The sequence below is a fragment of the Pseudoalteromonas sp. SG43-4 genome, assembly GCF_014164325.1.
In the GTDB taxonomy this organism is placed as follows: domain Bacteria; phylum Pseudomonadota; class Gammaproteobacteria; order Enterobacterales; family Alteromonadaceae; genus Pseudoalteromonas; species Pseudoalteromonas distincta.
This window is the reverse complement of record NZ_JACJFB010000005.1, coordinates 225289-239390: the sequence shown is the minus strand read 5'-3', so window position 1 is coordinate 239390 and position 14102 is coordinate 225289. Positions and strand designations below refer to the sequence as shown.

Sequence of the window (14102 nt, the reverse complement as noted above, 5' to 3'; positions counted from 1 at the left end):
AACTCTAAAATCCATAGCACTGTAATTATATACATACTTTAGGTAAATCATCCCATGCTTTCTGACTCACTAAAAAAAACAATTAGGCAAGTACACCAGCATGTGGCTAGTAACCTAAAAGATTATCGCCCTCGTAGCAGTCAAAATTATCTTGTAGCCGAAATAGCAAAAACACTTGCTGGCGAATACCATAAAAAGCAGCGCATTTGCGTAATTGAAGCAGGCACCGGTACCGGTAAGTCTCTTGCCTATTGTTTAGGCGCGTTGCCTCTTGCCTTAGCGCAAAAAAAGAAGCTAGTTATTTCTACCGCAACCGTTGCACTGCAAGAACAATTAATAGCAAAAGAGCTCCCATTTTTTAAAAAGCATTCAGGCCTCGACTTTAAATTTGATTTGGTAAAAGGTCGCCATCGTTATATTTGCGCTCACAAATTACATAATGCTGTAAACGGCGATAGCCAAACACAAATGGACTTTATGCCAACACTTACTTCACCATTGAGCGCAATGGAAACCAAGTGTTTAAATGAGCTATATAACGCCTATGTGAATAAAAAATGGCAAGGCGATAGAGACAGTTGGGTCGATACCGTACCCGACAGAGTATGGAACTTAATAGCGTGCGATAAACATTCATGCCAACGCCAAATGAAGGCCCATCAAACATGTCCGTTTCAGCTTGCTCGTAATCAATTAATGCAAATGGACGTACTGGTAATTAATCACTCTTTATTACTTGCCGATTTAGACCTAGGCGGTGGTAAAATTTTACCAGAGCCCGACAACACCATTTATGTAATTGATGAAGCGCACCATTTAGCACATATAACACGCGATTTTTCATCAGCTGCTGCCACAATTAAAGGCACAATAGAATGGCTTGATAAGCTCACCAAGTTTAGCGGGAAAATGGCGAAGGTTTTAGTAGGGCAAAGAGCCATTGGCCAAAACTTTAAACTTTGCGACAGCATTAATGACGCGAATAAAGATTTAAAAGTAGTTCGCGATATCCTTGATAATGCCGACTTTGAATATTCGAAAGACGATACTTATCGCTTTGAGCACGGTGAAATTCCACAATCGCTGCACAGTAAAGCAAAAGACATAAGCGAAGCCACGCAAGATGCGCTGCGCTGTTTAAACAAAATGCACGACACCCTTACCCAAGATGTAAGCGACGGCGACATAAAACCTTACGTTGCCGACCCAATACTAGGCGAAAGCGGTCAATACATAAACCGCTTAGAGCAACTAAACAAACTATGGTTTAGTTACGCAAAAAAAGGCGAAGGTGCTCCCCATGCACGGTGGATAAAACGTCTTGAATATAAAAGCCATCACGACCACTTATTAAGCGACTGCCCTATCGAGGTCGGTTATTACTTAAAAGATAAATTGTGGCGAGAATGCGCGGGCGCTGTTTTGTGCTCTGCGACATTAAGTGCACTGGGCTCGTTTGATCACTTTGCTTACGAAACAGGACTTGCTAAAGAAGAAGGCGTTAAATTTATTAAAGTACCTTCTCCTTTTGATTACCCAAAACAAGCCACTTTACGTATTCCGGTATCTAAAGTAGAACCTACCGATAAAGACTTTAGTGATCACCTAGCTAAAACTTTACCAGAGTACCTAAATGATAAAAAAGCGAACCTTGTACTATTCGCTTCTTACTGGCAAATGGACCACGTAACAAAGTTTCTTAGAACAAAAGGTTTTAACTTATTAGTACAAGGTGAGATGTCGCGAGAAGCATTGCTTAAATTACACACTAAAAATGTAGACGAAGGCAAAGGCAGTATTTTATTTGGAACCCAGAGCCTTTCGGAAGGTCTTGATTTACCAGGTAAATATTTAGAGAACCTAATAATTACTAAAATTCCGTTTGCTGTACCTACTTCGCCAATAGAAGAAGCGCAAGCAGAATTTGTACAAAGCAAAGGTGGTAACCCGTTTTTAACGATTACCGTGCCAGATGCCGCAAAGAAATTGGTACAAAGCTGTGGTAGACTGCTGCGAAAAGAGAGTGATGAAGGCTGTATTACTATTCTCGATAGGCGCTTAGTTACTAAGCGATACGGTAAAGCCATGCTCGACACCCTACCACCTTTTAAAAGACAAATAGATTATTAATGTTTGAACTCGCACTCGATCCAACAACCTGGGCTGTTTTATGTGCTGTTGCACTTGCCGCAGGTTTTATAGACGCTATCGCCGGTGGCGGTGGCATGTTAACTGTACCCGCTTTATTAACTGCTGGCTTACCTCCACATTTAACATTAGGCACCAATAAATTAGCGGCTAGCTTTGGCTCGTTAACGGCAAGCTATACATACTATAAAAAGAACTTATTTAGTCCTAAGTTTTGGGCAGCCTCCATTATTGCTACCGCAATAGGTGCATTGATAGGTACTGTTATTGTTGATCATTTAAGTATCGATTTTTTAAACAAACTACTCCCCATTATTATTATTTTAGTTGCTGGCTATAGCTTATTTGGTAATTTAAGCACCACCGAAGGCGATGAACTTCCTAAACTAAACAAAGCGATGAAAATAAAACAATGGCTACAAGGTTTAGCATTAGGCTTTTTTGATGGTTTAGCAGGCCCAGGTACGGGTACATTTTGGACTGCTTCTAATGGCATGCTTTACAAAATGAACCTGCTACTCAACTGTGGTTTAGCGCGTTCAATGAATTTTGTGTCTAACTTTATATCTTTAATTACCTTTGTTGCACTCGGCCATGTAAACTTTTTACTTGGCATAACAATGGGCTTTTTTATTATGCTAGGCGCATGGTTTGGGGCGCATTCAGCAATACGTTTTGGTAGCAAATTTATTCGCCCAGTATTTAATACTATGGTTATACTTTTAGCATTAAAACTAATTTACGAGGCTTACTTTTAATATGCATTCAATGGCTTTAGATAAACTACGCCAACAAGTTGCAACGCTAAAACAACAAGCTGAGCAATTTGATAAAGCTAAACTTTTTTCTAAAAATCGTTACATGCAAGCACAACCTAGCTTGTTTGACCGCGCAGTTTTTAGTACCAAAAGTATGAACCTAGTCGATTACGTAATAGAAATAGAAGACGAAGTTTCAAGGTTACCGCCAAGCGAGCATCGCCATGCTTATACCTACGCGCTTGAACGTATTGCAGCTCAAATACAAGCTGTATTCAATGTTATTAAATCAACGCCTATTTGGGTTAAAGAAAACAAAAGCCATTATAAACCACGCCCTAAGCAAACCGTTTATAAGCAAGCTGTGCAAAAAATAATGCAATCATCCCATGAGCTTTACGACGAATTAAAACAAAACCATGAGTTTGAACGCCGTTTAGTGCTCATGATTGAAGAGCGAAAAATGCAAATGGATAAAGCCTCGCCTGCTAAAGCACAAAAGCTTAACCTTGAAATATTAAGCACACACGCTCGATTAGGCCGCTGCAGAAAAGCAATTTCTGCCACCGAAGATAAAATTCAACAAGTAGAAAAACAGCAGCTGCGTTAAGGCGCACTTTACTATGCAGCTTTATTATCATCCATTGTATTCAGACCTTATACTCCCAGAACGTCATCGATTCCCTATTCAAAAGTATAAGTTACTTAAAACAGAAATAGAAAACCTAGGTGTTTCGGCTATTCACTTTCAAGAGCCTAAAAAAGCAACCAAATCTCAACTTTCGCTATGTCATAGCCAACGTTATATAGATGACTTTTTAAATGGGACTCTTAGCAATAAAGCCATAAAAAAAATGGGCTTTCCTTATTCAAATGAATTGGTAGAGCGCACATTACTATCAGTTGGGGCAAGCATCCAAAGTAGTGAACACGCGCTAAAACATGGTTTTTCGGCTAATTTAAGTGGTGGCTATCATCATGCATACAGTGATTACGGCAGCGGTTTTTGTATTTTTAACGATCTAGCTATTGCAGCAGCACATTTAATAAATACAGAGCAAGCCGACACTGTTTTAATTTTTGATTGCGACGTACACCAAGGCGATGGCACAGCACAAATCACTCAAAACCATGACCAAATTATTACCTGCTCAATTCATTGTGAACAAAATTTTCCTCGTAATAAGCAAGAGTCCACCTACGATTTTGCATTGCCCGCTAAAACAACCGACGCTGAGTACCTTGCTACATTAGAGCAAGCACTCGATTTTTGCGTGCGTATTCATAACCCCGATATTATTTTGTATAATGCAGGTGCTGATATTTGCACAAAAGACGAGTTAGGCTTGTTTGATGTATCACTAGATGGCGTATATAAACGCGACTTTTTTACTCTCAACTTTTGTAAGCAACACCAAATCCCACTAATGTGCGGCCTAGGCGGAGGTTATCAGCGTAATTTGAGCTCACTAATTAATGTTCATAAACAACTATTTAAAGCCGCTATCGATTTATAGCAAGCCATAGTATAGACTCAATTAAACGGATTATTTTAAAGCGGTGGGAATATGCGATTACACGAAGACATACACAACTATTACGAAAAGATTGTAGTCGAGGAAGTTATCAAACTTAAACTTGATGAAAAATATGATGAAGATGTAATGGCTGACTTTTGTTGTACGGTACTAAATCAGCTCCCGCCACGATATATTCGCTACGATGTAGATATGGCGTTTTATTTACCGCAATCAGAACGCATACATATGGAACAACGTGTACAAACAGCAATAAATGTTGCCATTAGCCAAATATCAAAAAAGAAAGAGTTAAATGACAAGTCCACTTGATCAGGCCCCTACACATATTAAACTTGCAGTAGATTTAATTATGATACTAGAGCAACACGATGTTGCTCCAGAAGAAGTACTTAAAGCACTTGAAATAGTTAAAAGCGACTTTGAAAAAAAGCTAGAAAAGTCATAACTCTATTCTATTATTTGTATGTCGTGCTCGGTAACGCTACCTTCGTGCTTAGTGCAATCAATTTTAACTTCACCAAATGTACGCCTAGGCGAAGCTGAACGCCGACAGGTCATATTTTGTGCTTTAACGCCAAATTGCGTTATATACAACTCAACTGTTTCGTCTATTTGTTGTTTTTGCTGCGTAGTCGCTGCACTGTAAAATGCATCGTATTGCGCAGACCAATTCTCAACCCCCGCTTCTTTTGCAACACCTAGCCAGCCCATTCCGAGTTTAGTAGATTGCTCCAAGTATTGGCCTTTTAAAAACATGAATGCCAACGTGTATTGTGCACTTTTATAGCCAAGTGCTGCCGGCTCTTTTAAATCATAAAAAGCTTGCTCGTACAGCCCCTTTTTATACGCTTTATACCAATTCGCTTAATTAAGTAATCTATTTTGAGGAAGGAGAAACTTGTTGATAGCTAGGCAAAAAATTCGCTATTTAGTTGTTCTAAATGAAAATTTTTTAACGCAGGTAGCGACACGTTTAGCCCCGCAAAATGATTAAGTATTATTGCGGATTGGTATTAATACCATTGTATTCTTTTTTCTTCATTGTATTGTCGCTGTATAGGCTAACAGGGGTCGACCCACACCCACCTAATAAACCTACAGCCAAAATTGCTGCAACCAATATACATTTAGCCATAACTAGTCCTTTATTATTTTTTATATGCGAGTACCGAATCTGGCTTACACTCTTTGCAAAGCCTGCTATTGTGTAATCCAATTTGTATAATTAAAATACTATCATGAGCTTAGCAAGTTTACTTCGGTTATTTTTTCTGGCTGCAATTTGGGGCGCGTCATTTTTATTTATGCGAATGGCAGCTAACAGCTTAGGCCCAGCGGTGTTAATAGAATTTAGAGTTGGCTTTGCCGCACTCACCCTCTTTATTGTGGCGCTGTACTTAAAACGCCGCTTAGCGTTTACTGAGCACACAAAACACTTTTTTATAATAGGCGCGTTTAACTCTGCTCTGCCGTTTTTATTTTTTGCTTACGCAGCCCAAACTATTAGCGCATCCACACTCTCAATTTTAAATTCTACAACACCAATATGGGGTGTTGTTGTTGGAATTTTATGGACAAAAACAAAGCCCAATAAAAGTATGGTGATTGGTTTACTGCTGGGTTTAATTGGCGTAGTTATTTTGGTTGGGCAAAATCATTTTGTATTAAATAGCCAATCAATAATGGCTATAATAGCAGCATTGAGTGCTTCACTTTGCTATGCCATTGCATCGCATTACACTAAAAACGCGCCTAAACTGGTCCCATTCGATAACGCCCATGGCTCAATGTGGGCTTCGAGCTTTATGGTATTACCGCTTATCTTATTTATGCCAATACGAGAAATACCAAGCACCAATATTATGCTAGGTGTATTAGTACTGGGCGTAGTATGTACCGCCCTTGCGTATATATTATTTTTTAAACTTATTGACGATATAGGCCCAACTTCAGCACTCACTGTCACCTTTTTAATTCCATTATTTGGCATATTTTGGGGGCATTTATTTTTAGATGAGCAAATAGGGCCAAATACATTACTAGGCGCACTATTTGTAATTGTAGGCACAATGCTAGTTACTGGTTTTTTACCACGAAAAAAGCACTTAGCTAAAAAAAGCTAAGTGCTTATATCAAGCGCTTTTACCAAACGCTTACTTTTGCGCCTTTTTGCTTAAGTTTTCAATTAAGTCTTGGGCGCTAAAACTGTTGTCGCTTGGTTTTATACCTTTGCCCATTTTAATATCAATCAGGGTGTGCACTTCTTTGCGTTTATCATTATTGCTCACTTGTACGCCTACGCTGCTTGTTGGGCGTGCGCGTGTTTCGCAGGTTAATAAACCACAGTTTCGCTCATATTGCTGGCTGTGTGACGCACTAATAGATGACGCGGGAGCTTGCGATTTAGACTCAACAAAGGTTTCTTTATTAGTTACAACAAACCAGTCGTAGCCTTGTGCTTGTGTAAGCTCAGCCGCGCGTAATAATGCATAGTCACCGGCATCGGCTACGTTGTTTGACACACTTTTAAACTCTACTCGGTATTGATCGTCGCTAATTTTTTGCTCGCTATAACCTTGCGATCCATTATTTGCGGCGCGATAATCAGGTTTAGATGCACAGCCCGCCATAAGTAAAATACTGATAATTAAAATAGATGTTTTCATAGTTCACCTCGTTTTATACACATTATTATTTGTTTAACTGCCACTTTGCGCTAATTGCTTGCTGCTCTTGCGCTCTATCGAGTGGTGCGCCGCTGATCATGCTATCTATAACAGCATCTAAGTCACTGTTATTAGACGCCGTTTGATATTGCGCGCCATTGTTACTTTGCTGCGTAGCTGTTCGCGCTTTAATTTGCCAACCGCTTTGCGTTTTACAAGCAATGCTTGTTTGCGTTGTATTATTTGAGCTTAGTGCATACTGCCTACAAAGCTCACCTTGCTGATTTTTAAAACTAAGCTGTGCACTAAATAGTGAGCCATCACTTTGCTTATACTCACCACTACTTAGCTGTGTATTAAGTGCTGTGGCTATGTTACTGGCTACTAAATTTTGCGACTCATTGGGTTGTAAATAGCTCGTCATTGCAACACCAAATACCACGGCAACGCTTGCAGCTATTGCTAAACTTTTATTAGCCGATTGCTTAACCTTTTGCCAAGGCGTTAAGGTTACTACATTACTGTTTAACGTGTTTTTTGTCGTTGCTGTATCAAGCTTTACAACCGTTTTAGCTAATGAGTCACTAAGTGGTGCGTCGTCAATACTTGTTGCGTGCTCTTTTACTAACATGTCTACTTCGCTAAATTCTGCAAGTCGCATTACTAGCTCATCATCGGTTTCAAGGGCTTTACGCACTTGCTCCATTTCGTGCTCGCTTAGTTCTGAGTCTAAAAAGGCGCTAAGTGTTTCGTCGTTAATGTTCATACTTGCTCCTTTTTAAAGTCGGGTTTTATTAAATTATAAAGTGTACTGCGTGCGCGCGATAATTTACTCATTACACTGCCTATAGGTATATCGAGTGTATGTGCTACCTCTTTATAAGCCATGCCCTGCACTGCCACCAGCGATACTATGGCGCGTTGCTCTTCGGGTAATTGCCCAAGTGCTGTATTTACATTTTTAAGCATTTGTTTATTTTCGAGTGTTTGGTGTTCATTGCTTGTAATTGGCTCTGGTAAAATATCGGCCTGAGCCGTATTTTGCCTTACCTTGCGTGAGCGGTATTCGTCTATCCACACATTACGGCAAATTTTAAATGCCCATTTAGCAGGCTCAACGTCATCCGGAATGCCTTTTACTAATAGTTTTTCAATTGTTATTTGCACTACATCGTCTGCATCTGCTTTACTACCCGTTAGCGAATAGGCAAAACGCCTAAGTATGGGCAATAAGGTTTTTATAGTTTCGTTCATTAATTTTTACCTCTTTTATAAAGAAGACGATTCAAAAAAACATTTATTCCCAAATAATTTAAATAATGAAATATTTCTATGTGTTAAACGTTAACTAACCAGTATGATAAATTTAATAGAGTAACCCACTATGAATATTAAAAACACACGCGTTAAACACATAATAGCCGCTTCGTTTTGTATATTTAGCGCAACGAGTTCAGCCAACATAGTAAGAGTCGATCAGGTGCTTGGGCAGCTAACCCCAATAGAGCAGCGTATTGAGCAAACTATAGAGCGAGCACAGCGCCTGCCGCTTCCGGTGCCTGTTCCACAAATATCGATTGATGAACTAAAAGCGCAAATAAGTGAGCCAATTAGCAGCTTACCCAATGTGCTTAACATTAATATAAATAGCCAAAACACCGCATTTGTTGAAGTAGAGCTTGAAAACGGCTTTAGAGCAATAGAGCGCCAATGGTTATTAATGGCAAATAGCCAACAACTTAATACCCTAAAGCAGCAAAATGTAGCCATTGTATCGGTAAAAAATTACAACGCACTTAACATGAGCTTAGTGCGCTTTAACGCCCCCCAAGGTGTTAACTCTAAAAGTGAGTTATTAAAAGCGCTTAACTTAGATGAGTCTGCAATACTTGACCGAAACCACATTTACCAAGCGCAAACAGGCGAATCTACCGCAAAAGTAACGCAAAATAAGTCTGTTGCCCCCTACTGCACACAAAGTGTAAAAATTGGCATGATCGACAGCGCCATTAATACCAAACACAGTGCTTTTAAAGGCGCAAATATCACCACGCAAAGCTTTTTACCTAAAGGGTTAAGCTCGCCAAATTTACACGGCACCGCCATAGCGGGGTTAATTACAGGTAAAGGAGCATCGCTCAGCCCGCTTTTAAGCAGTGCCAAGCTTTACAGTGCCGAGGTGTTTTATAGGCAATCTGAATATGCGCAAGGAGCTACATTATTTGCCATAGTAGAGGCACTTAACTGGTTAGTTAGTAATAAAATACCCGTAATAAATATGAGTCTAACAGGGCCAAATAACGCAATTTTAGAAGCAAGTATTACTGCAGCAATAAAACAAAACGTATTCATTATAGCTGCTGCGGGTAATCAAGGTCCGGCGTCGCTGCCGTTATACCCAGGCGCGTATAAAAGCGTGATAGCGGTAAGTGCTATTGATGCAACAAACCACATTTATAGATGGTCAAATAAAGGTGATTACATAGACTTTACAGCCCTTGGTGTAAATGTTGTTACAAGCCAAGGCAATGGAAAATTTGGGAGGGAGTCGGGTACGTCAATGGCGGCGCCGCATGTAAGCGCGGCATTAAGTTGTTTATTGTTAAAGCATGGGAATAATAAAACCAAAGCACTTAACGAGCTTACATCGCTGGTCGTCGATTTAGGCGAGCAAGGCAAAGACACCACCTTTGGTTATGGCGCCATTTACCCACCTAAAAGTGCACTTTAACTGACGCCGATAAAACCGATTGCGTATAGGTATTACTACTAAGCTTTGATTGATAATCGCCATATTCAGCCTCGGCTATTAGCGTTACGTGCTCAAACACAGCTACGTTATAAAACGCATTAACTACATTTCGGTGCTCATCTCGCGACGGTATTTGCTCAAAAAAATCATCCGTTGTTTGCTCATCGTAATCTTTATTTTGATAACGCCAGCCAGCCCCTACTTTGTTAGCCACATTAAAGGCCGTAAATTTGTGCGTAACTTTAGTAGTAAAGCCGTAGCCGTTAAAGTCGTATTGGTTGTCGTCGGCGTTTTCTTTATCAGCACTTAGCGTTGCCATTAGCATGGTTTGGCCATTATTTATAAAATGATAAAGCGCTACATCGGCACCTACACCATCGGCATTACGTGCTTTTGCAGTAGCAAAACGTTTAGCTTTGGTTTTTATGCTCATACGCAAATACGTATGTGGGTTTAAAAAGTGGCCATAGTAAGCACTAGCTTGATTAAAATGTAAAAATGTTTCGCCATCTACATTTGCTTTTGCGCCATCGTAACGAACCCCTAGCTCATGGCTATTAAAGCTGTAGCTGCCATCTAAACCATATTGATGAAGGTCTAAATCGTATTGATCAAATTCATCGTAGTCTTGTTGTTCAAACCGATAGCTTGAGGTTAATTTGGCGCCTTTGGTTAATTGCCATTTTGCATTAACACCGGCTGCGGTTTTTATGCCACTGTCGCTTTGTGACGAAATATCGTCAAGCTCCTGAACAGAGAGCGCTGAATTGCTCAATACCCCAACTTCTGCATCTGCATTTAGCTCAAAGCTACTTTTAAAGGGTTTATTTTGCTCAGATGTTTTAACGTGGTTGGTTTGTGCAAGCACCGCTTGGGCACTAAAAACACACAATGTGGCGGTTATAACTGCTTTCATATTTATTCTCCAACAGGCCGAATAGGTTTCCCTATTCGGCATTTGTGCAAACACGCGGCGTATTAAAGGCCTAGGTCTAAGTCGTTAGTAATGTTGGTTACTACTTCACTTGCGGTGCTAAGTGCTACATCGTTACTAATTTGATCAGTAACCGCTGCACTCACCTGCCCGCTAACACTTTGTTGTACCGTGCTTTGTAAACTGCTAACCGTACTATCTTGCACACTGGCAATTAAAGATTGCTGAACACTACTTACAATTTCATTACTGGTATTAATTGCATCACCTACCTGCAGTGCAGAACTCACTGAGTTTGCAGCCGTATTAGTAATTGCTAATTGGTTTGTAAGCTCACCCGCATTAAGCGCACTCGCTGCATCAGCTTGTGTTACTGAATCGGTTGCGCTACTCACATTTGAAAGTAAAGAGGCATCTGTTGGTGTATCAGTAGTATCAGGCTGAGCGCCTTGCTCAGAGCTAACAGAAAGTAATGACGATTGGATCACTGCAGTCGTTAAATTATCCGCCGATGAGGTTAACTGCGCGGTTGCATCAAGCGCTGTATTGACTGTGGTATTACCTGTGGCATTTAAAGACGAGGCCGATGCGTTCAATGAGTTATTTAAAGATGAGCTGGCAGATGCAACTAATGAATTTGCAGGCTCTGCGGCCTCACTGCTTTCTTGCGCTGGAGTTTGCGTGTTATTCGCCGTTGAATCTGTGTTTTGCGAATCATCAGCCGTTACCTGTGTATCGTTAGATACGTTTGACTCGTTGCTACCACTGGCTGTTAAACCATTTTGTGAAAGCGCAATAGATGTAGATGTTTGTTGCTGCGCCAACGTTGACTGGGATATTTCAATATCAGCGGCGTGCACTGCACCTGTAAAAGTACACACACCGCTTAACATCATTACGCTTACAATTTTATTTAATTTAGTCATTGTTTTGTCCTCTAGTTTGTCGGATTGACATAAAGAAGACGATTTACAAAAACACTTTATTCCAAAATAAATTAAAAAATTACAATAAAATCACTTATTAACTAAATTTCAAATACTTAAAGGTAAGCCAATACCCTACGGCGTTTGCGTTTCACTATTTTGTATCAGCAATAACAGCTCGGCAGTGGCGGTTGCGTCGGCCAATGCGCGGTGATGGCTGGTTAAATTTAAATCAAAATGCGCACTAAGGTTACCAAGCGAATACGACTTTAAGCCTTTAAACGCTTTGCGCGATTCAACCACGGTGCACATTTTTGGCATTTTAAAAAAGTGCCCTGCCATCTCGCACTCTTTTTTAATAAAGCCGTAGTCAAAATTAACGTTATGGGCTACAAAAATACTGCCTGCGAGTTTATCTAATAGCGGCTTAACTATATTGGCAAATACAGGCGCGTTGTAAACCATACTGTCGCTAATACCGGTTAATGACGTAATAAAGCCAGGTATATGGCGCTCGGGGTTAACTAAGCTCGTCCAGGTATCAATTACTTTACCGTGCTGCACTTTAACAATGCCAATTTCGGTAATTCGGTTGCCGCCTTTTAAGCCGCCCGTGGTTTCTATGTCAACTACGCTGTAAACACGGTTTGGATCTACAAACCACTTAACTGCGGCAATATGTACCGTAAAGCCCACATTTTTTAAATTATCAATAGTTGTAAGTTGGTTGCGCCTAAGCTTATCGCCTGGAGCTTTTACTTCTTCAAAATGTACTTGGCCATTATTAATGACCATTAAATCGGGGTAGCCGTCTTTTAGCTGTAAATAATGTTTACTCATAGCCGTTAAGTGCGCAATTAGTGCCTCAAGTGGGCTGTTTAAAATAAGCGCTTCTAGTGGCTCTAATAAATTGCTGCGCCATCTAAATAAGCCATTGGGCTGATCAAAGTATTGCGCTGCATTTTTGCACACTAAATTAAGTAATGCTTGCGACGTTTGGCACTGAGCTAAGCGCTCGTTTATCTGTGTTTGCTGCGCTTCATAAAAATTACCAAGCCTTAATACTTGCGGATAAATATCAAACTCATTGCATGGCGGATAAGGCGACTCCACAAATAACTCGTGCCAAAATACTAAACCAAACAAACTTTGCCAAAGCGTGTTTTCGGTATTAAAGACCTGCATACCTTGGCGAGTATAATAATCGTTTACGCCCTGCTCTACTTCACCTCGGTACAGTTCATCTATTTCTAGCACGCACTGAGTATCGGCAAGCATGGCACTTAAACGCGAACGTGTTTTTTTATTAAACTTACGCATTAAAAAATCGTCAGCAAAATAAAGTAAATCATCAGTAAGTGGGTTTTCGATAATGGCTTCTAATCGAGCTTTTACCCACTCTTTATTGCCAAGCCTGTATTGCTCTCTTATTTGAATTTCTTGTGCTTCGCTATCATCCACACACCCTTCAAGTAAACTAAAAGCAAGTTCGCTATCAACTGTTTTTAGCTGCCTATAAAGCCTAACTAATAGTTTGTTTTTTAATACAACGGCTATTGCACCATGTGCAGCTTGCACTAAAACCTGCGACGCTAAAGCAACATAGTCGCTCTCATCTGTAATATTTTTAAATGCTAACCGGTAACGGTTTAGTAAATAGTTTGATTGCGCTTCGTCTAGTGTTTCAAAGCGCGACAAGCTCTCGCTGTGTCCTTCGCGCGTAGCGGTTAAGCCTAAGTCACGCATTACAAAACGGTTTTGATGATTCACATCTCCACTGCTTAGTTTACCTGCAAATAAAAACTCAAAATATTCGTAGTAATCACTGCGGTTATTAATTACATACTGGCTATAAAGTGGCGCAAGCTCATGTGGGCATGTTTTAAAAAACTCACGTGCAATATCAACCAGCGCGCCTTTAGCGGCGCTCTTTTTAAAGCTTATTTGCTCACTGTAATTACTTAACAACTCAACCAAAGAAGGCTTAGTTAAGTGCGCTAAAAGCTGCGAATAATGCTGCTCGTTTGGCTCAAATAAAATACCCGCTTTTTTTAGCGTATAAATAGCCTGATGCGGCGAGGTTATTTCTTCATAATTAAGCGATTGCGCCTGCACTAAATAAGGCTTTCGCGAGTACACACGCGCCAACATGCATTGGCTTTGCTCATCTAGCTGATTAATTTTACTAATAAATTCGCTGTGTTTGGGCTTAAGTAAATGCATACATTTACTATTTACAAACTCAATAAGCTCTCTAAAATGCGCTAAATAGTATTTTGCTGGTAATTCTTTTTTCATAATATCGCCATGACTGTATATAAAAACAGTATCTAGCATTTATGCTTATTATTCAATCTTAAACTTGTAACTAAAACAC

15 protein-coding genes and 1 pseudogene are annotated in these 14102 nt (G+C 40.0%); 8 read left to right on the top strand and 8 right to left on the bottom strand.

The window, feature by feature from the left end:
• The first annotated feature begins 54 nt into the window (after positions 1-54).
• From dinG to H5160_RS07380, 6 genes are read left to right on the top strand one after another with little or no spacing between them, the layout of a single operon-like run.
• Positions 55-2130 (top strand): ATP-dependent DNA helicase DinG, encoded by a 2076-nt coding sequence (gene dinG, locus H5160_RS07405; protein ID WP_182737161.1) that lies wholly within the window; start codon positions 55-57, stop codon positions 2128-2130.
• Positions 2130-2906 (top strand): TSUP family transporter, encoded by a 777-nt coding sequence (locus H5160_RS07400; protein WP_002958254.1) that lies wholly within the window; start codon positions 2130-2132, stop codon positions 2904-2906. Before dinG ends, H5160_RS07400 begins: the two co-directional genes overlap by 1 nt.
• 1 nt (position 2907) lies before the next feature.
• A complete protein-coding gene (locus H5160_RS07395; protein ID WP_002958255.1) occupies positions 2908-3516 on the top strand; it encodes a primosomal replication protein in 609 nt (202 codons plus the stop codon).
• A gap of 13 nt (positions 3517-3529) precedes the next feature.
• Positions 3530-4423, top strand: coding sequence for a histone deacetylase (locus H5160_RS07390; protein ID WP_182737160.1), 894 nt, complete (start codon positions 3530-3532; stop codon positions 4421-4423).
• Positions 4424-4474: 51 nt separating this feature from the next.
• On the top strand, positions 4475-4756 hold the full coding sequence (locus tag H5160_RS07385; RefSeq protein ID WP_002958257.1) for a late competence development ComFB family protein: 282 nt from the start codon (positions 4475-4477) through the stop codon (positions 4754-4756).
• Positions 4740-4892 (top strand): DUF2496 domain-containing protein, encoded by a 153-nt coding sequence (locus tag H5160_RS07380; protein WP_076915489.1) that lies wholly within the window; start codon positions 4740-4742, stop codon positions 4890-4892. The genes H5160_RS07385 and H5160_RS07380 overlap by 17 nt, the downstream gene beginning before the upstream one ends.
• A gap of 2 nt (positions 4893-4894) precedes the next feature.
• On the opposite strand, the pseudogene H5160_RS07375 reads toward H5160_RS07380, so the two are convergent.
• Both H5160_RS07375 and H5160_RS07370 read right to left on the bottom strand, forming a co-directional pair.
• Positions 4895-5308 (bottom strand): annotated as a pseudogene (locus tag H5160_RS07375) (sel1 repeat family protein); the annotation flags it as partial.
• Positions 5309-5444: 136 nt separating this feature from the next.
• Entirely contained in the window at positions 5445-5582 is a 138-nt protein-coding gene (locus tag H5160_RS07370; protein WP_259416855.1) for a hypothetical protein, read from the bottom strand.
• A gap of 103 nt (positions 5583-5685) precedes the next feature.
• Here H5160_RS07370 and H5160_RS07365 point away from each other — a divergent pair, with 103 nt between their 5' ends.
• Complete coding sequence (locus H5160_RS07365; RefSeq protein ID WP_182737159.1) at positions 5686-6570, top strand: DMT family transporter; 885 nt, start codon at positions 5686-5688, stop codon at positions 6568-6570.
• Positions 6571-6600: 30 nt separating this feature from the next.
• Here H5160_RS07365 and H5160_RS07360 read toward each other — a convergent pair whose 3' ends face one another.
• Genes H5160_RS07360 through H5160_RS07350 form a run of 3 tightly spaced genes read right to left on the bottom strand, consistent with a single transcriptional unit; the run spans position 6601 to position 8367 of the window.
• Entirely contained in the window at positions 6601-7113 is a 513-nt protein-coding gene (locus H5160_RS07360; RefSeq protein ID WP_182737158.1) for a CC0125/CC1285 family lipoprotein, read from the bottom strand.
• A 25-nt stretch (positions 7114-7138) separates the two neighbouring features.
• Positions 7139-7879 (bottom strand): anti-sigma factor, encoded by a 741-nt coding sequence (locus H5160_RS07355; RefSeq protein ID WP_182737157.1) that lies wholly within the window; start codon positions 7877-7879, stop codon positions 7139-7141.
• Complete coding sequence (locus H5160_RS07350; protein WP_182737156.1) at positions 7876-8367, bottom strand: RNA polymerase sigma factor; 492 nt, start codon at positions 8365-8367, stop codon at positions 7876-7878. The genes H5160_RS07355 and H5160_RS07350 overlap by 4 nt, the downstream gene beginning before the upstream one ends.
• A 130-nt stretch (positions 8368-8497) precedes the next feature.
• Here H5160_RS07350 and H5160_RS07345 point away from each other — a divergent pair, with 130 nt between their 5' ends.
• A complete protein-coding gene (locus H5160_RS07345; protein ID WP_182737155.1) occupies positions 8498-9844 on the top strand; it encodes a S8 family serine peptidase in 1347 nt (448 codons plus the stop codon).
• On the opposite strand, the gene H5160_RS07340 is transcribed toward H5160_RS07345, so the two are convergent.
• The 3 genes from H5160_RS07340 to H5160_RS07330 form a co-directional block, all read right to left on the bottom strand.
• Entirely contained in the window at positions 9828-10781 is a 954-nt protein-coding gene (locus tag H5160_RS07340; protein WP_182693547.1) for a surface lipoprotein assembly modifier, read from the bottom strand. The genes H5160_RS07345 and H5160_RS07340 overlap by 17 nt on opposite strands.
• A 62-nt stretch (positions 10782-10843) precedes the next feature.
• Positions 10844-11725, bottom strand: coding sequence for a hypothetical protein (locus H5160_RS07335; RefSeq protein WP_182737154.1), 882 nt, complete (start codon positions 11723-11725; stop codon positions 10844-10846).
• 135 nt (positions 11726-11860) lie between these two features.
• On the bottom strand, positions 11861-14062 hold the full coding sequence (locus tag H5160_RS07330; protein WP_182737153.1) for an exonuclease domain-containing protein: 2202 nt from the start codon (positions 14060-14062) through the stop codon (positions 11861-11863).
• Positions 14063-14102: the final 40 nt, after the last annotated feature.